This is a genomic window from Allobosea sp. 10L422 (genome assembly GCF_056395345.1).
Genome location: NZ_JBFTJI010000003.1, coordinates 301,116 through 317,616, shown reverse-complemented (window position 1 = coordinate 317,616; position 16,501 = coordinate 301,116). Strand labels below are relative to the sequence as shown.

The 16,501-nt window shown below is 66.5% G+C and carries 14 protein-coding genes; 4 read left to right on the top strand and 10 right to left on the bottom strand.

Annotated features, from left to right (window positions below; genetic code table 11):
* Positions 1-49: 49 nt before the first annotated feature.
* Genes AC1DEZ_RS09710 through AC1DEZ_RS09690 form a run of 5 tightly spaced genes read right to left on the bottom strand, consistent with a single transcriptional unit; the run spans position 50 to position 6,094 of the window.
* Positions 50-1,768 (bottom strand): ABC transporter ATP-binding protein, encoded by a 1,719-nt coding sequence (locus AC1DEZ_RS09710; RefSeq protein WP_476779596.1) that lies wholly within the window; start codon positions 1,766-1,768, stop codon positions 50-52.
* Positions 1,765-2,583, bottom strand: a complete 819-nt coding sequence (locus tag AC1DEZ_RS09705) for an ABC transporter permease (protein ID WP_476779671.1) — start codon at positions 2,581-2,583, stop codon at positions 1,765-1,767. Before AC1DEZ_RS09705 ends, AC1DEZ_RS09710 begins: the two co-directional genes overlap by 4 nt.
* 50 nt (positions 2,584-2,633) lie before the next feature.
* On the bottom strand, positions 2,634-3,578 hold the full coding sequence (locus AC1DEZ_RS09700) for an ABC transporter permease (protein ID WP_476779595.1): 945 nt from the start codon (positions 3,576-3,578) through the stop codon (positions 2,634-2,636).
* 60 nt (positions 3,579-3,638) lie between these two features.
* Entirely contained in the window at positions 3,639-5,180 is a 1,542-nt protein-coding gene (locus AC1DEZ_RS09695; protein ID WP_476779594.1) for an ABC transporter substrate-binding protein, read from the bottom strand.
* A 29-nt stretch (positions 5,181-5,209) separates the two neighbouring features.
* The gene (locus AC1DEZ_RS09690; protein ID WP_476779593.1) at positions 5,210-6,094 is read right to left on the bottom strand and encodes an alpha/beta hydrolase family protein; all 885 of its coding nucleotides are present in this window, start codon (positions 6,092-6,094) and stop codon (positions 5,210-5,212) included.
* Between the two features lie 107 nt (positions 6,095-6,201).
* Here AC1DEZ_RS09690 and AC1DEZ_RS09685 point away from each other — a divergent pair, with 107 nt between their 5' ends.
* The gene (locus tag AC1DEZ_RS09685; protein WP_476779592.1) at positions 6,202-6,867 is read left to right on the top strand and encodes a GntR family transcriptional regulator; all 666 of its coding nucleotides are present in this window, start codon (positions 6,202-6,204) and stop codon (positions 6,865-6,867) included.
* Between the two features lie 19 nt (positions 6,868-6,886).
* Here AC1DEZ_RS09685 and AC1DEZ_RS09680 read toward each other — a convergent pair whose 3' ends face one another.
* The 3 genes from AC1DEZ_RS09680 to AC1DEZ_RS09670 form a co-directional block, all read right to left on the bottom strand.
* Entirely contained in the window at positions 6,887-8,428 is a 1,542-nt protein-coding gene (locus AC1DEZ_RS09680; RefSeq protein ID WP_476779591.1) for an ABC transporter substrate-binding protein, read from the bottom strand.
* 93 nt (positions 8,429-8,521) lie between these two features.
* Positions 8,522-10,075 (bottom strand): ABC transporter substrate-binding protein, encoded by a 1,554-nt coding sequence (locus tag AC1DEZ_RS09675; RefSeq protein ID WP_476779590.1) that lies wholly within the window; start codon positions 10,073-10,075, stop codon positions 8,522-8,524.
* Positions 10,076-10,288: 213 nt separating this feature from the next.
* Positions 10,289-11,431: a C45 family autoproteolytic acyltransferase/hydolase gene (locus tag AC1DEZ_RS09670; RefSeq protein WP_476779589.1), complete on the bottom strand. Its 1,143-nt coding sequence runs from the start codon at positions 11,429-11,431 to the stop codon at positions 10,289-10,291.
* Positions 11,432-11,513: 82 nt separating this feature from the next.
* Here AC1DEZ_RS09670 and AC1DEZ_RS09665 point away from each other — a divergent pair, with 82 nt between their 5' ends.
* Both AC1DEZ_RS09665 and AC1DEZ_RS09660 read left to right on the top strand, forming a co-directional pair.
* Positions 11,514-12,404 carry a GntR family transcriptional regulator gene (locus AC1DEZ_RS09665; protein ID WP_476779588.1) on the top strand — a complete coding sequence of 297 codons (891 nt, stop codon included), beginning with the start codon at positions 11,514-11,516 and terminating at the stop codon, positions 12,402-12,404.
* Positions 12,405-12,511: 107 nt separating this feature from the next.
* Positions 12,512-13,762 (top strand): aminopeptidase, encoded by a 1,251-nt coding sequence (locus AC1DEZ_RS09660; RefSeq protein WP_476779587.1) that lies wholly within the window; start codon positions 12,512-12,514, stop codon positions 13,760-13,762.
* Between the two features lie 122 nt (positions 13,763-13,884).
* On the opposite strand, the gene AC1DEZ_RS09655 is transcribed toward AC1DEZ_RS09660, so the two are convergent.
* Entirely contained in the window at positions 13,885-14,922 is a 1,038-nt protein-coding gene (locus AC1DEZ_RS09655) for a DmpA family aminopeptidase (RefSeq protein ID WP_476779586.1), read from the bottom strand.
* Between the two features lie 131 nt (positions 14,923-15,053).
* Between AC1DEZ_RS09655 and AC1DEZ_RS09650 the strand changes: the two genes are divergently transcribed.
* Positions 15,054-15,482: a DUF1810 domain-containing protein gene (locus AC1DEZ_RS09650; RefSeq protein WP_476779585.1), complete on the top strand. Its 429-nt coding sequence runs from the start codon at positions 15,054-15,056 to the stop codon at positions 15,480-15,482.
* 2 nt (positions 15,483-15,484) lie between these two features.
* Here the strand turns inward: AC1DEZ_RS09650 and AC1DEZ_RS09645 are convergent, their stop codons facing one another.
* A complete protein-coding gene (locus AC1DEZ_RS09645) occupies positions 15,485-16,453 on the bottom strand; it encodes an ornithine cyclodeaminase family protein (RefSeq protein ID WP_476779584.1) in 969 nt (322 codons plus the stop codon).
* Between the last annotated feature and the right edge of the window lie 48 nt (positions 16,454-16,501).

Sequence of the window (16,501 nt, the reverse complement as noted above, 5' to 3'; positions counted from 1 at the left end):
ACGGTGCCGCCACCGACGATGGATTCCGGGCCGTTTCCGTTGCAGGGAATCAGGCCGGGATCGGAGCTTCGGCCTCGCCGAGCCTCCAAAAGAGCCGGACACCGCCGTCGCCAGTGCTTTCGAGGCCGGGCACCGCGGCGAGGAGCTTGCGGGTATAGGCGTGCTGCGGATTGTCGAAGATGTCGTCGCGGGGGCCTTCCTCGACGATGCGGCCATCCTGCATGACGATGACGCGGTCGGCGACCTGCTCGACCACGCCGAGATCATGGCTGATGAACAGGCAGGAGAAGCCGTGCTTCTTCTGGAGTTCGTCGAAGAGCTCGAGCACCTGCGCGCGGACCGTGACGTCGAGCGCCGAGACCGGCTCGTCGGCGATGACGAAGCTCGGGCGGCGCACGATCGCGCGGGCGATCGCGATGCGCTGGCGTTGGCCGCCGGAGAGCTCGTGCGGATAGCGCTCGGCGAAGCCGTCCTTCAGGCCGACCTCGGCCAGAACCTCGGCGACGCGCGCCTTCCGGTCGGCCGGGCTCATGTCCGGCACCAGGCGCAGCGGCTCGGCCACGAGCTGTTGAATCGTCATGCGCGGGTCGAGCGAGGAGTAGGGGTCCTGGAACACCATCTGGCAGTTGAGCCGGTAGTCCCAATAGGCCGTCTCGCTCTTCGTGATCGGCTTGCCGTTGAAGCGGATCTCGCCGCCGGCCGGCTTGACCAGGCCCGCGATCGACTGGCCGAGCGTGGTCTTGCCCGAGCCGGACCCACCGACCACGGCGACGACCTCGCCCGGCTTCACGTCGAGGCTGATGCCGTGTAGCGCCCGCTTCGCCTGCTCCTTGCGGAAGAAGCCCTGCCGACCGGGATATTCGACGACGAGGTCGCGCACCGCCACGATCGGCGTCTTGGCCACAGGCAGCAATCGCGCCGGCAGTCGATGCGGCATCGCCGAGAGCAGCTTGCGGGTATAGCGGTGCTGCGGCCGGGCGAGCAGGTCCTCGGCCTTGCCCTGCTCGACCACATCGCCCTGGCACATCACGACGATGCGGCTGCAATAGCGCGCGACCATGCCGAGATCATGCGAGATCAAGAGCACGGCGGTGTTGTTGGCCTGGGTCAATTCGACCATCAGCTCCATCACGTCGCGCTGGACGACGGCGTCGAGCGCCGTCGTCGGCTCGTCGGCCAGCAGCAGGGCGGGCTTCAGCAGCATCACCGAGGCCAGCATGATGCGCTGGCGCATGCCCCCGGAGAACTGGTGCGGATAGGCGGCGAGCGCGCCCTCCGGATCGCGCAGCCCGACGCGCCGGAGCTTGTCGAGGATCAGCGCGCGGCGGGCGGGTGCGTCGAGCTTGCGATGCAGCGCCAGGCCCTCGTCGAGCTGGCGGCCGATCAGCATCGACGGGTTGAGCGAGGTCATCGGCTCCTGGAAGACCATGCCGACTTTGGCGCCGCGCATGGCGCGCAGATCCTTGCCCGACATCGCCATCACATCCTGCCCGTCGAAGCGGATCGTGCCGGAGGTGAGCGCGACCGCGGGCGGGATGAAGCCCATCACGGCCCGGGCGGCCAGCGTCTTGCCAGAGCCGGATTCGCCGACGATGCCGACGATCTCGCCGGGGAAGACCTGGAAGGAGACGTCATTGACGACGGTGCGGCCGGAGCCGCCGATCTTCAATGTGAGATTGGCGACATCGAGAAGCGGGGCAGCGGTCTTGCTCGACGCGCTTTCTTGACGCGAACCGGTGTCCACTGCGCTTGAAGACGCTTTGGTCATCGCGAGCCCCTCATCCGCGGGTCGAGCTTGTCGCGCACGGCGTCGCCGAGCAGGTTGATGCCGAGCAGGGTCAGCGAGATGCACAGGCCCGGAAAGATGCCGAGCCAGACCGCCTGCCCGATATAGGGCCTGGAACCGGCGAGCATGTTGCCCCAGGTCGGGGCCGGCGGGGGTACGCCGAGGCCGAGGAAGGAGAGCGCGCTCTCGGCCAGTAGCACATAGCCGAACATCGAGGTCGCGAGCACGGTCAGCGGCGCGATGCAGTTCGGCAGGATGTGGCGGGCCATGGTGAAGGCCTCGGAATTGCCCATGACGCGGGAGGCCGCGATGAACTCGCGCTCGCGCAGTGAGAGCACGGCCCCGCGCACGACGCGGGCGACCGAGGGCGTGTAGGCGATGCCGAGCGCGACGATGATGCCGTATTTGTTGGCACCGACGACGGCCAGCAGACCGAGCGCCAGCAGGATGCCGGGGAAGGCGAGCAGCGCGTCGTTGAAGGCCATGATGATGCGGTCGGTCCAGCCGCGCATATAGCCGGAGAGCAGGCCGATCAGCGTGCCCAGCACGACCGCGAGCGTAACGGTGAGCAGGCTGATCCAGACCGAGGTCGCGGCGCCCGCCATCAGGCGCGAGAGCACGTCGCGGCCGAACTCGTCGGTGCCGAGCCAGTGGAGGGCGCTCGGCGCCGCCAGCTTCTCGCGGAAGGAGAGCTTGAGCGGGTCGTAGGGCGTCCACAGCGCGCCGGTGCCGGCGGTCGCGAGCAGAATGCCGATCAGCGTGCCGCCGACGATCGCGTTGGGAGCCGGGAGCTTCATGCGGATGGCCTTTTTCGCGGAGCCGCCGGTGCTCATGGTGCTGTCACTGCTCATTGCGCGGTCACCCTTGGATCGAAGACCGGGTAGCAGAGGTCGATGACGAGGTTCACCAGCACATAGGTGAAGGCGACGAAGAGCATGCAGCCTTGGATCACCGGATAGTCGCGGGCGAAGATCGCATCGACGAGCAGGCGCCCCAGCCCCGGGATGGTGAAGACGGTCTCGACCACCGCGATGCCGCCGAGCAGATTGCCGAGCACGAGGCCGATCAGCGTCCAGGTCGGGCCGAAGGCGTTCTTGAAGGCGTGGCGCCAGAGCACGGCGCTCTCCGAGAGGCCCTTGGCGCGGGCATGGGTGATGTAGTCGAGCCGGAGCACCTCGAGCGTCGAGGCGCGGGCCATGCGCAGGATCACGCCGATCTCGTGCAGGAACAGCGTCATGATCGGCATGATCAGATAGAGGATGCCGGCCCAGGGGTTCTCGGCGATCGAGACATAGCCGACGACCGGCAGCCATTCGAGCTTGAGGCCGAAGAACAGCAGCAGCAGCAGGCCGAGCCAGAAAGTGGGGATCGAGAGCAGCAGCGTCGCGGTGGCGACGAGGCCGAGATCAACCGGCGTGTCCTGCTTCCAGGCGGCGATCACGCCGGCCGGCACCGCGACGAGGCTCGCCAGCAGCACCGCGACGAGCACGATCTGGGCGCTGACGGCGAAGCGCTGCAGGATCAGCGGCAGGACCGCCTGCTGCGACGAGATCGACTGGCCGAAATCGCCGGTCAGCACCTTGCCGAACCAGATGCCGAACTGCGCCGGCAGGCTCTGGTCGAGGCCGAGCCGGGCCCGCAGATCGGCGAGGCTTGCCGGCGTCGCCAGATCGCCCAGCATGAGCTGGGCCGGGTCACCCGGAATCAGGCGGATCAGGACGAAGACCGAGACTGCTACGATCAGCAGCGTCGGCAACGCCATTGCGATCCGCGTCAGCGCGAAACGAAACATCGAAGGCCCTCCCAAGCCTCAATACCGGCCCCGGCCAAAGCCAGGGCCGGAGGCGCCCCCTTACTTGGCGACGCCAACCTCCCAGAGCCGCAGCTGCGACGCCCACGGCGTCACACCGGTCAGGCGCTTGGAATGGGCGATGATGTCGAGGTCGTTATGGGTGAAGATGGTCGGCACCTGGTCGATGAAGCGCTTGTGCAGCTCATCGAAGAGCTTCTGGCGCTCGGCCGGGTCGGTCACAACCATCGACTTGTCGATCAGGGCGAGCGCTTCCGGGTCTTCCCAGACCTTGCGCGGCTGCTTGTCCTTCGGGCCGGCGATCTGCTCGAATCCGAGAGCGGGGTCGAAGCGGCTCGAATAGGAAAAGGCCTGCATCTGGTAGTTGCCCTTGTTGTAGCGGTCGAGCTGCGTCGCCCATTCCAGCACTTCGATCTCGGCGTTGATGCCCGCCGCCTGCATCATTGCCTGGGCGATGACGGCGGTGTTGAAGCTCGGCACGCTGGAGCGCTTGTTGGCGAGGATGACGATCTTCTCACCCTTGTAGCCAGCCTTCTGGAGCAGGGCCTTGGCCGCGGCGGGATCGTATTTGAAGCCCTGCTTCTCGACGTCGCCATAGTATTTCGAGGTCGTGTAGACCGGCGAGTTGTTGGGCTTGCCGAGGCCGTTGGAGACGTTGGCGACGAGTTCGGGGAAGTCGATCGCGGCGGCGATCGCCTGGCGCAGAGCCTGGTTCTTCATCACCGGATCACGGGTCTGGATGATGAGGCTGTGCCGGACCGGGTTAGGCGCGATTGCGAGCGCGACGTTGGGTGCGCCCTTGAGGTCGGGCACATCGGATTCCGGCATCAGCGCCATGTCGAGCGAACCTGCAAGCAAACCCGCCTTCACTGTCGCCGCGTCGGGGATGACCATGAAGCGCGCTTCCTTCACCAGCGGCCGCTTCGAGCCGATATAGCCGTCGCGCTTGTCGCCCTTCGGCGAGGTGTACTGGTCGAAAGCGAGGAGCTGGACCGACTGGGCGCGCTTCCATTCGCCGAGCATGAAGGGGCCGGTGCCGATCGGCTTGTCCCAATTGCCGTCGGCCTTCACCGAATCCTTGTGGATCACGGCCGTGCCGCCGCAATCTGCCCGGGCCAGCGTGTCGAGGAAGAGGCCGTTCGGCGCGTTGAGCTCCATGACGAAGGTGTTGGCATCCGGGGCCGTGGCCGAGACGACCTTGAGGCCGTTGCGCCCGTCGAAATCGGACAGGCAGCGCCAATCGGTCTTCGGGTCCATGTAGCGATTCCAGCTCCACAGCACATCGGCCGAGGTCATCGTGGCACCGTTGTGGAACTTCACGCCGTTGCGCAGGCGGAAGGTATAGGTCTTGCCGTCGGGCGAGAGGTCGACCTTCTCGGCCAGAAGCGGGCCGACCGAGCCGTCCTCGGCATAGCCGACGAGGCCCTCGACGATATGCAGCACGACCGCGTCGGTATTGCCGTCCCGGTTCACACCGGGGTTGGTTGAGCGGATGTCGGCATTGAGCACGGCGGTCAGCGTCTGGGCCTGCAGGGCGCCGGCCGTGAGGGCGAGCGTAGCGGCGGAGACAAGGAGGCGCTTCATGATGGTTCCCCTGTTGTCGTTGTGATCGTTCAGCCGGCCTTGCGGGCGGCGCGGATGCGGCGGAGTTCGCCGGCGAAGAAATCCTCGACGACCGGCACGACCTTGACCCCGTCATGCGGCGTGTTCGGCACGAGGTCGAGGCGCGCGGCGATGCCGTTCTCCGCGAAGTTGTCGCGCAGCTTGGCCAGCCTCTCGGGGCGGGTGGCGCCGGCATGGTTGGCGTCGGGCATCCAGTTGCGGCCGCCCGGCTTGTGGGTGATCTCCCAGGTCTCGAGATCGGCGGCGCCGACCACCATCTGGACCGCGACCTTCTGCATTGCGGGGATGTCGAGTTCCTGGCCGAAGAGCGTGGCGAAGTCGCGCGTGCCGACCCACCAGTCGCGGGTCGGATCGAGCAAGGTCACCGAACCCGGCGCGCCGATCGAGACGCCCCAGAGCTTGTTCGGCTGGAGCATCAGGAAGCGATGGGCGAAGTGCCCGCCGCCGGAATAGCCGAACAGGCCGAAGCGGTCGAAGGCGATGCCATAGCGCTCGGAAACCTCCTCGACGATGGCGAGCAGCACATGGTCGTAACGGAGCTTGCCCTCGCGCATGTATTTGAAGCCGTCGCGATAGCCGTCGCCCATCACGCCGATCGGGAAGAGCGGCGCCAGGATGATGCAGTTGTTCCAGCGCGCGAAGGCGGAGAAGGCGTCGCGATAGCCGGTGAAGCCGCGACCGGTGCCGTGCATCGCGACGATCAGCTCGGGCTTCTCGCCGCCTTCGCCGAGGCTCGGCGGGACATAGAGGCAATAGGGGAAGCGCGGATCGTGCTTCGCGGCGTAGATCGAGGTCGGTCCGTATTCGTAGAGCGCCTTGGCGCGCGCGGCCGCCTCGATTTCCGGCTTAGCGGTCTGTTCTGCCACTGCGCTCACGGGCTCTCTCCTCTGGCGAAATTATTGGCGCCAATTTTGTTGCATGTTATGGTTGGCTTCGCAACCAACTTCTGTCGCGCCGCCCGAATCCTGCTAGAGAGCCAACCATGACGTCCCAGCGGAAACGCGAAAACGCCGGCACCCGGCGGGCCATCCTCGCCAACGAGATCGCGCAGGCGATCCGGCTGCGCGCATTCCGGCCGGGCGAGTGGCTGCGCCAGATCGACCTGGAGGAACGCTTCCAGGCGACGCGCTTCGACGTGCGCAGCGCGCTCGACGAGCTCGCCGTGCGCAAGACGATCGAGCATGTCCCCAACCGGGGCTATCGCGTCGCCGAAGTCGATATGAAGACCTACAGGGAGATCCAGGCAACGCGGATCGTTCTGGAGACGGCGGCGGCGGACGGCATCACCGCGCGTATCGACACGGCGGCGGTCGCGCGCTTGACCGAGGCCGCGGAACGATTCTCCGCCGTTGTGCTCACCGGCAGCCGCACCGAGCAGAGCGAGATCAACCGTGCCTTCCATCAACTGCTCTATTCCTTCTGCGGCAATGCCGTGCTGGAGGAGATGATCTGGGGGCTGCGCGACCGCGAGCGCGGCACGCAGATGACGGTCTGGAGCTCGCATGAATCGCTCCTGCGCAGCGACCGCGAGCACTATGCGATGATCGAGGCCCTGAAGGCGGGGGATGCGCCGCGCCTCGCCAAGGTGATCGCGGACCACATATTGACGGGCGGCACGCGCGGGCTGGCGGCAGCGGCGCTGGGCTGATCGCCTCGCCCCGCAAGGTTCACTTGGCGATGCCGACCTCCCAGAGGCGCGGCTTGGAGGCGACCCAGGGGGCAAAGCCCTGCAGGCGCTTGGAGACCACCGCCGTATCGACCTGGTTGTAGAGGAAGACCAGCGGCGCATCGGCCAGCATCATCACATGCAGCTGGTCGAAGATCTTCTTCCGCTCGGCCTCGTCATTGACCAGCGTCGCCTTCTCGATGAGGGCGTTGGCCTGCGCATTGTCCCAGACCTTCGAGGGCAGCTTGTCCTTCGGGCCGGAGAACTGATTGTAGCTCTGGGCGGGGTCGATGCGGGCAGAATAGCTGAAGGACATCATCTGGTAGTTGCCCTTCGAGAACCGGTCGAGTTGCGTCGCCCATTCGAGGATCTCGATCTCGGCCTTGATACCGGCGGCCTGCAGCATCGCCTGCGCCATGATCGCGACGGGATAGCTCGGCACGGTCGAGCGCTTGTTGGCGATCAGCCTGATCGTCTCACCCTTGTAGCCGGCTTCGGCGAGCAGCTTTCTGGTGCGGGCGGGGTCGTGGCTGTATCGCTTCTTCTGGACGTCGTCATAGAAGGGCGAGGTAATGTAGACCGCCGAGTTGTTGGTCCTGCCCAGGCCGTTCGAGGCGGCGCCGACGATCTCGTCGAGATCGAGTGCGGAGACGATCGCCTGGCGCATGCGCACATCGCTCAGAACCGGGTCGCGGGTCTGGAGCAGGATCGTGTGCTTGGTGGCGCTCGGCGCGGTCAGCACCTGCAGGCCGCTCTTCTTCATCTCCGGCACGTCCTCGTCCGGCACGTCGGCGACATCCAGCGCTCCCGACATCAGCCCAGCCTTGACGGTCGCGCCATCGGCGATCGCGAGGAACTTGACCTCCTGCGCAAGCGGGCGCTTGGAGCCGACATAGCCGTCGCGCTTGTCTCCAACAGGCGAGACGTAACTGTCGAAGCGCTTGAGCAGCACGAATTCGCCGCGGCGCCAGTCTGCGAGCTGGAACGGTCCGGTGCCGATCGGCTTGTCCCAGCCGCCATCGGCCTTGACGGAGTCCTTGTTGATGATCGCGACCATCGCGCAGTCCGTGCGGGCCATGGTGTCGAGGAAGAGCGCGCTCGGCTTCTCCAGCTTCATCACGAAGGTGCTGGCATCCGGGGCGGTCGCTTCGGTGACTTTGAGGCCGAGGCGGCCGTCGAATTCGGGCTTGCAGCGCCAGTCCGTCTTCGGGTCCATGTACCGGTTCCAGCTCCACAGCACGTCGGCTGAGGTCATCTCGGCGCCGTTATGGAACTTCACGCCCTTGCGCAGGTGGAAGGCGTAGGTCAGCCCGTCCGGCGAGATCTCGATCTTCTCGGCGAGCAGCGGCGCGACGGCGCCATTCTCGCGATACCCGACCAGGCCCTCGACCATGTGCAGCACCACGGCGTCGGTGTTGTCGTCGCGGTTGACGCCCGGATTGGTCGAGCGGATGTCGGCGTTGAGCGCGACATTGATCGTCTGCGCCTGGACCGCGCCGCCGATGAGCGCGAGTGCGAGAGCAGGCGCCGAAATGCGGATCATTCTCGTTCCCCTTGCCGTTATGCCGTCAGGGCACGCCCTGTGCGGGCATGCCTCGATGTCGCGGGAGATCCCGAAGATGGAGCGGTTCGATCGCTATTCGCCGACCGTGACTTCCCAGGCCCGCGGCAGCGAGCTGACGGTCGAGACATAGCCCTTGGTCTTGGCGCCCATCGCTCCGCCGACGATGCCGTTATAGAGCATCACCATCGGCACCTCGCCGAGGAAGCGCTTGTGCAACTCGTCGAAGATCGCCTGACGCCCGGAGCGGTCGTTCACCACCATCGACTTGTCGAGCAACGCCTGGATTTCGGGATTGTCCCAGAGCTTGCGCGGCTGCTTGTCCTTCGGCCCGGTCATCGACTCGTAGCTCAGCGCGGGGTCCATGCGGCCGGAATAGGGGAAGGCCTGGATCTGGTAGTTGCCCTTGCTGTAGCGGTCGAGCTGCGTCGCCCATTCCAGGACTTCGATCTCGACGTTGAGTCCGACCGCCTGCAGCATCTGCTGGGCGACCACGGCGGCATCGAAGCTCTCGGGATAGCGCTTGTTGGCGAGCATCACGATCTTCTCGCCCTTGTAGCCGGCTTCCACGATGAGCTTCTTGGCGGCGGCCGGGTCGTATTTCCAGCCCTGCTTCTGCACCGGGCCGTAATAGGCCGAGAGCGCCGGGACGATCGAATTGTTGGGCGTGCCGATGCCGTCGCTGACGGCGCCGACCAGCTCCTTGGTGTCGACCGCGGCGGCGATCGCCTGCCGCAGCTTGACGTTCTGCAGCAGCGGGTCGCGCGTCTGGATGATCAGGCCGACCAGGCCCATGCTGGTGACGACGGAGGTCTTGACCTTGTCGTTCTTCTTCAGCTCGGCGATGTCGGTATTGGCAATGTCGGGAACGATATCGATGTCGCCGCGCAGCAGCGCTGCCTTGGCGGTCGCGTTGTCGGGGATGATGAGGAAGCGGACTTCGTCGACCAGCGGCTTCTTGGCCCCGGTCAATCCGTCGATCTTGCCGGGCAGCGAGGCGTAGTCTGCGAAGCGCTCCAGCTTGATGTACTCGCCGCGCTTCCATTCGCCGAATTTGAACGGGCCGGTGCCGATCGGCTTGTCGAAGCTGCCATCGGCCTTGACCGAGTCTTTGTGGATGATGCCGGTCATGGCGCAATCGGTGCGGGCGAGCGCGGAAAGAAAGAGCGCGCTGGGCTTGTCGAGCTCGAAGACAACGGTCTTCTCGTTCGGCGCCGAGACCTTCTCGACCTTGACCTGGCCGCGCCCGTCGAACTCCGAGAGGCAGCGCCAGTCGGTTTTCGGGTCCATGTAGCGGTTCCAGCTCCACAGCACATCGGCTGCGGTCAGGGGGGCGCCGTTGTGGAACTTCACGCCCGGGCGCAGCGTGAAGGTGTAGTTCTTGCCGTCCGGCGAGATCTCGACCTTCTCGGCCAGCAAGGGCTTGGGCAGCGCGTCCTCGCCATAGGCGACGAGCCCCTCGACCATCTGAACGACGACGCCGTCAGTATTGGCGTCGCGATTGACGCCGGGATTGATCGAGCGGATGTCGGCGCGCAGCTGAATCTTGAGCGTGCTGGCCTCGGCGGCCTGGACCACGCCGCCGCACAACAGCGCGGCGGCGAGGGCGGTGGTAGTGGTTCGACGCATCATGTTCCCCTGTTTTTATTCGGTTGTGACGCGGTGCCCGGAGGCCGTTCTTCAATGTGAGACCTCATCCTGAAGAGGCCCGTCAGGGCCGTCTCGAAGGGTGTTCCAGATATCTCCCGAGTCTCCTGGACCATCCTTCGAGACGCCGTTCCCTCGGGAATGGCTCCTCAGGATGAGGGTTGAGTGGGCTTCCAAGCAGCCTTTGTCGTCTGTTTATTCCGCCGCTTCGGCGAGCAGGACGGGCTCCTCGGTCAGGCTGTAGCGGGTGAAGACGCGGTTCTCGGCCGGCAGCGGTGCGACCTCTATGATCCCCTTGGCGGGCTGCATGATCACCATCGCGACGGTCGCCGAGAGGTTGCCCTGCTCGTTCGGGCGGGCCGGCCGGCAGACCGAATAGGGCGAGAGGAAATCGTCGAAGAGAGCCTGCTTGAGATCGTCGACCGTCAGCTTTCGGCCGGCCTCGTCGAGCAGCTTCTTCACCCGCCAGTCGCGGTAGAAGCTCTCGGGCACGCGCGGGATGCTGGTGTTCTTGACCTTGGTCAGCGCGACCTGCCCGACCCAGTGGTTGGCGTGCACGATCATGCCGTCTTCCGGATAGATCGGAAACGCCTCGTCCGGGGCGCATTCGAAGTCGATGCCGAAGCCTTTCACGGTCGAGAGCATCATGTTGTTGGAGCAGGCCTTCGGCGTCGCGGCCACGGCCTTGATCGCGAAGGCGAGGTGCTCCTGCTCCAGCACCTTGCGGCGGATCAGGGCGAGCGGCACGCCGGTCTGGGTGAAGTCGCGCTCGCATTCGAGATAATTGGCGGTGATCGAGATGCCGGCCGCGTTCATGCCGCAGCGGGCGAGGCCGCCGGCCTCGACGAAGGTCAGGAAATCCGGGCCGTCGTCGCGGCGCACGCGCAGCACGATCGCGGTTTCCGCGCATTCGGCGCGCCAGTCCCAGTTCTGGCCGTGGATCAACTCGCCCGAGGCGCTGCGCTCGGGCAGAATGATGGCGCCGGTGCAGCCATCGTCGAGTTCTTCGGTTGCCTCGACCGGCTTGTTCTTGACCATCCGCGCCTTGGCGATGACCTCGGTGCGGGCGTTGACCATGATGATGTCTTCGAGCGCGACGCCGGCGCCGTCGGCGATGCCACGCATCTCTTCGATGTAATGCGCGCCGAAGGCCTCGATCTCGCTGGCGAACTCGCCGATCAGGGCGGATTTGGCCTTGGCGTCGTAGCCGAGATCGCCGAGCTGGCCGCCATAGAGCTCGATCGAGCGCTTCACGCGCTGCGGAACGGCGGCGCCGTGCTGGCGGCCGCGCTCATAGGGCGAGCCCGAAACGTCGACGAAGGGGCAGGGCTGGACCATGGCGCGCAACTTTCCGATATGCTGGCGTGATATTGATCTGTAATGTATTTCATCGTCAACTAAAACAAGCAAGGGCTTTCCGATGACCGTTCCGACCCGGCTGCAGCAGGAGATTGCCGGGCGCATCCTGCAACTGGTGCGGGATGATGCGCTCGACGCGGGCGCCTGGCTGAACGAGAACGCGACGGCCCGCCGCCTCGGCGTCTCGCGCACGCCAGTGCGCGCGGCGCTTGACCATCTCGCCGAGCAGGGCATCGTTCGCCGTCATCTCAACAAGGGCATCGAGATCGTGAAGCTGCCGGCCGCGAGCGATAGTGCTCTGCCGCCGGAGGCGATCGACCTCGCCATGATCCGGCTGGCGCATGAGCGCGAGAACGGGCTGCTGCCGGACGAGGTTTCGGAACTCGAAGTGATGCGGCGCTACGAGCTCGGCCGGCCCGAGGCGCAGAAGCTGCTCGCGCGCCTCGCCGATCTCGACATGGTCGAGCGCAAGCCGGGCTATGGCTGGCGCTTCCTGCACGAGCCGCGCGACAAGCGTCTGCGCGACGAGAGCTATCGCTTCCGTCTGGTCATCGAGCCGATGTGCATGCTCGAACCGGGCTTTCACCTCGAGCCCGGCTGGATCGCCGAGATGCGGGCGCGCCATCTCGAATATCTGCAAAGCCCGTGGCGCGAGTCTTCGAGCATCGCGTTCTACGAGATGAATGCCGCTTTCCATGAAGGTTTGGCCGGGGCGACGGGCAATCGCTACTTCCACTCTGCCGTGCGTCGCCAGAACCAGCTCCGGCGCCTCTCGAACTATGATTGGGGTCTCGGTTTCGAGCGCGTGCAGGTGAACTGCACCGAGCATCTGGCCATGCTCGACCATCTGGAGGCGGGCGAGAACGAAGTCGCCTCAGCCTTGATGCAGAGCCATTTGTTCCGGGCCAGTAAGCTCAAGCTGGGGACGCGACAGGTCGATGAGGCCGACTGAGCCAGCCTGTTCGGCCCTGAGATGGCTGCCCTGCCGCCGAGGCGGTTGACCCGGCCGCGATTTGGGCCCGCAATGGCCGATATCCCGAATCCGACAGGTCAAGTGCCATGACTGTTCACCAGCGCCCGCAAGCCATCGATCCCGCGAAGCTCGACAAGCTGGCCGAGGTCGCCATCCGCGTCGGCCTCAATCTGCAACCGGGGCAGGACCTGTTCCTGACCGCGCCGGTCGCGGCGCTACCGCTGGTCCGGCGCATCGCCGAGCACGCCTACAAGGCCGGCGCCGGCATCGTGACGCCGATGCTTGCCGACGAGGAGATCACGCTCGCGCGCTATCGCTATGCGCCGGATGCGAGCTTCGACAAGGCGCCGGGCTGGCTCTATGAGGGCGTCGCCAGGGCCTTCTCCGCCAACACTGCGCGGCTCGCCGTGGTCGGCGACAATCCGATGCTGCTGGCGAACGAAGACCCGGCCAAGGTCGGGCGCGCCAGCAAGGCGAATTCCGTCGCCTATCAGCCAGCGCTGGAGAAGATCGCCGGCTTCGACATCAACTGGAACATCCTTGCCTATCCCAGCGCGGCCTGGGCGAAGCAGGTGTTTCCCGAGGATTCCGACGAGGTGGCGGTCGGCAAGCTGGCGGAGGCGATCTTCGCCGCTTCGCGCATCAACGAGGCCGATCCGGTGGCGGCGTGGGGCGCGCACAACGCGGCGCTGCGGACCCGCCGCGACTGGCTGAACGGCCAGCGCTTCGCTTCTCTGCACTTCACCGGGCCGGGCACCGATCTCGTCGTCGGGCTCGCTGACGGCCATGACTGGCAGGGCGGCGCCTCGCCGGCCAAGAACGGCGTCGTCTGCAACCCGAACATCCCGACCGAGGAGGTCTTCACCACCCCGCATGCGCGCCGGGTCGAGGGTCACGTCTCGAGCACCAAGCCGCTCTCCTATCAAGGCTCGCTGATCGACGGCATCCAGGTGCGCTTCGAGGGCGGCCGGATCGCAGAGGCCAAGGCTTCGCGCGGCGAGGCGGTCCTGAACAAGGTGCTCGACACCGACGAGGGCGCGCGCCGTCTCGGCGAGGTCGCGCTGGTGCCGCATTCCTCGCCGATCTCGAAGAGCGGCATCCTCTTCTACAACACCCTCTTCGACGAGAACGCCTCCTGCCACATCGCGCTCGGCCAGTGCTATTCGAAATGCTTCGTCGACGGCGCGAACCTCACGCCGGAGCAGATCGCGGCGCAAGGCGGCAACAAGAGCCTGATCCATATCGACTGGATGATTGGTTCCGGCGAGGTCGATATCGACGGTGTGCATGCTGACGGCCGGCGCGTGCCGGTGTTCCGCAAGGGCGAGTGGGCCTGAAGCGCGAGGGCCGTCATGCTCGGGCTTGACCCGAGCATCTCAGGACCGGAAGGCGCCCTTTTCTGCATGAGATTCTCGGGTCGACGCTGTGCGTCGTCCGAGAATGACGTGGAAGCTCCTCGTCAAGCCGGGTTCGTCCTGAGCCAATCCCCGAGTGACGAGCGATGATGCCCGTCCCGCCCGGTCGTGGCGGGGGCGGCGGCCATCGCGTTGAGCACGGCTTCCTGCGTCGCTTCAGTGGCTGCGCGGAAAAGCGTGTCGATACGGTTCTCGTTGAGCGCGCGAAGCGGCACGAGATCGTTCGGCTGATCGTGGTCGATCGGATCGGCTGTGGTGAAGGCGACCGCGATGTCGCCGCTGCCATTGCCCCAGAAGGCGCCGAGCCGGGCGAGACCGGCGCCGCCGCGCCGCGCGACCCGCTGTAGCTGCCGCGATTCCAGCGGCACGTCGGTCGCGATGACGAGGATCACCGAGCCGCGCTCGTTTTGCGCTTTCGCAGTCGGCGGAGCGGGACGGCGGCCGTCGGGCAGGACGAGATCGCCGGCATTGCCGAAATTGGCCAGCGCCAACACGCCGAGCATGTAGACATCGCCATCGAGATCGAAACGGCGGGACGATGTGCCGATGCCGCCCTTGAAGCCGAAGGCGCTCATGCCGGCGCCAGCGCCAACCGCGCCCTCGGTGACCGGACCGAACGCGGCAGCGTCGAGGGCGGCGAAGGCGTGGGCCTCGGTCAGCGCGCGGGCGCGGATGTCCGAGAGATAGCCGTCATTGCATTCGAGCACGATCGGATTGACCGTGCCGGTCTCGCGGCCAATATCGGGGTTGGCCGCGAGCGCGCGCGTCACCAGCGCGTCAAAGCCGGTGCCGACGCTCAGCGTGTTACCGAGCAGGAGGGGTGTCTCGATCTGGCCGAGTTCGGCGAGTTGCATCAACCCCGCGCTCTTGCCGAAGCCGTTGATGATTTCGACCGCCGCGCGCATCTTGCGGCGGAAGAGGTTGCCGTCATGCGGCAATAGCGCCGTGAAGCCGGTCAGGATGTCGCCGTCGCGTAGGGTGCAGTGCCCGAGTTTCACCCCCGCCACGTCGGTGATGGCATTGAGCGGGCCCGGCTGCATGATGCCGCAGGAAAGGCCGAAATCGCGCAGGCGCTGGGTCATGGTGCCGGGTCTCGATGGGTCGTCCGGCGGGAATAGCATGGGCGCGTGCCGGCTCAAGCGCGTCTGGCGCGGGGCGGAATGAACGGCAAGGCAGTCCGCGCGTTTGCGATGGCGAAGCAGGGAGTGCGCCGATGTCCGATCCCTTCCATCTGCAACGCTTCCTCGACGCGCAGGAATCGAACTGGGCCGCGGCGCTCGCGGAGGTGAAGGCGGGGCGCAAGCGCAGCCACTGGATCTGGTTCGTGTTTCCGCAGATGCGCGGGCTCGGCCTGTCCCCGAATTCGGAGTTCTATGGCATCGGCTCGCTCGACGAGGCGCGGGCCTATCTGGCACATCCGGTTCTGGGGCCGAGGCTCGCAGCGATCGTGGAGGCGGTGCTTGCGCATGAGGGACGCAGTGCAAACGCGATCTTCGGCTCGCCTGATGACATGAAGCTGCGGTCCTCGATGACGCTGTTCGATGCCGCGAGCGGGGACGGCGCCAACCTCTATCGCGCGGTGCTGCGCCGCTTCTTCGACAGTCCCGATCCACGCACCTTGGAGCTGCTTGGCAAAACCTAGCTTCAGCGCGGCAGCACCGTCCCGAGCCCCTGCGCGCGGGCTTGCGCGACGGCGAGATGAGCGAGGGCGAGGTCGGCGAAGGCGACGCCGCGGAAAGCGAAGAGGGAACGCCCGGTCGCTGCTTTCGGCTGCGGTGCAGCGGCCAATCCGATCAAGTCGTGCTGGAAGGTGACGGTCGTGACGGGGTTGCCGTCGGCGCCGTAGGGCGCGCGCGATTGTTCGAGGCTGTCGGTCGCGAGCAGGTCGAAGGCCGGCAGCGTCTCCGGCTTCCAGCTGCGGCCGGTGTCGACCGCTACTGCCAGGGCGGCCGGCTTCAGGCGCAGCGCATCGAGGAAGGGCGTCATGCCCGCCGCGCCCGGCACCATCGAGATCACGATGTCGCTGTGGGCGAGCAGCGCGCCGGCATCGTCGAGGACCTCGGTGGCGAGCCCGGCTGCGCGTGCCGCTTCGGCGAAGCGTTCGGCGGAGGAGCGGCTGCGGCTGAGCATCAGCGCGTGGGTCAGGCCGGGATAGAGATCGCGGAAGGCGGCGAGATGGGCGTGAGCCTGCAGGCCGCAGCCGACGAAGCCGATGGTCTGCGGCGCAGCGGGTGCCAGAAGCGATGCCGCGGCGGCGCTGATCGCCGCGGTGCGGATCAGCGTGATCTCGTCGCCGTCGAGGACGGCGAGTGGCTCGCCGGTCTCATAGTCGCTGACGCAGATCAGCGCGCTCACGGCCGGCAGCGGCGAGCCGGCAGCGACGGGCGCCATCGCCACCCATTTCACCGTGGCGATCCCCTGCGCCGAGGAGGCGGCTGTCATCGCCTGGAAGCCATGGCCGGGGCCGAGCGTCAGCGTGCTCTTCGGCAGGCTGCGGTTCAGGCCGGCGGCATGGTCGCGAAATCCCTGGAGGACGGCCTCGCGAGCCGCGGCCGGCGGGATCGACAGCGCCCGGACGTTCTCGCGCGACAGATAAAGCAGGGCTTCGCTCATCCCGAGAGCTCCGTAACGGCAAGGCGCGGCGGCGGGACAAAACCCGCG

What these genes read in the sequence shown, in the direction of transcription:
- AC1DEZ_RS09685 (WP_476779592.1), top strand. Translation starts at nt 6,202, where the DNA reads ATGACGTCCCAGCGGAAACGCGAAAACGCCGGCACCCGGCGGGCCATC.
- AC1DEZ_RS09710 (WP_476779596.1), bottom strand. Translation starts at nt 1,768, where the DNA reads ATGACCAAAGCGTCTTCAAGCGCAGTGGACACCGGTTCGCGTCAAGAA.
- AC1DEZ_RS09700 (WP_476779595.1), bottom strand. Translation starts at nt 3,578, where the DNA reads ATGTTTCGTTTCGCGCTGACGCGGATCGCAATGGCGTTGCCGACGCTG.
- AC1DEZ_RS09675 (WP_476779590.1), bottom strand. Translation starts at nt 10,075, where the DNA reads ATGCGTCGAACCACTACCACCGCCCTCGCCGCCGCGCTGTTGTGCGGC.
- AC1DEZ_RS09670 (WP_476779589.1), bottom strand. Translation starts at nt 11,431, where the DNA reads ATGGTCCAGCCCTGCCCCTTCGTCGACGTTTCGGGCTCGCCCTATGAG.
- AC1DEZ_RS09695 (WP_476779594.1), bottom strand. Translation starts at nt 5,180, where the DNA reads ATGAAGCGCCTCCTTGTCTCCGCCGCTACGCTCGCCCTCACGGCCGGC.
- AC1DEZ_RS09650 (WP_476779585.1), top strand. Translation starts at nt 15,054, where the DNA reads ATGTCCGATCCCTTCCATCTGCAACGCTTCCTCGACGCGCAGGAATCG.
- AC1DEZ_RS09680 (WP_476779591.1), bottom strand. Translation starts at nt 8,428, where the DNA reads ATGATCCGCATTTCGGCGCCTGCTCTCGCACTCGCGCTCATCGGCGGC.
- AC1DEZ_RS09655 (WP_476779586.1), bottom strand. Translation starts at nt 14,922, where the DNA reads ATGACCCAGCGCCTGCGCGATTTCGGCCTTTCCTGCGGCATCATGCAG.
- AC1DEZ_RS09665 (WP_476779588.1), top strand. Translation starts at nt 11,514, where the DNA reads ATGACCGTTCCGACCCGGCTGCAGCAGGAGATTGCCGGGCGCATCCTG.
- AC1DEZ_RS09645 (WP_476779584.1), bottom strand. Translation starts at nt 16,453, where the DNA reads ATGAGCGAAGCCCTGCTTTATCTGTCGCGCGAGAACGTCCGGGCGCTG.
- AC1DEZ_RS09705 (WP_476779671.1), bottom strand. Translation starts at nt 2,583, where the DNA reads ATGAAGCTCCCGGCTCCCAACGCGATCGTCGGCGGCACGCTGATCGGC.
- AC1DEZ_RS09660 (WP_476779587.1), top strand. Translation starts at nt 12,512, where the DNA reads ATGACTGTTCACCAGCGCCCGCAAGCCATCGATCCCGCGAAGCTCGAC.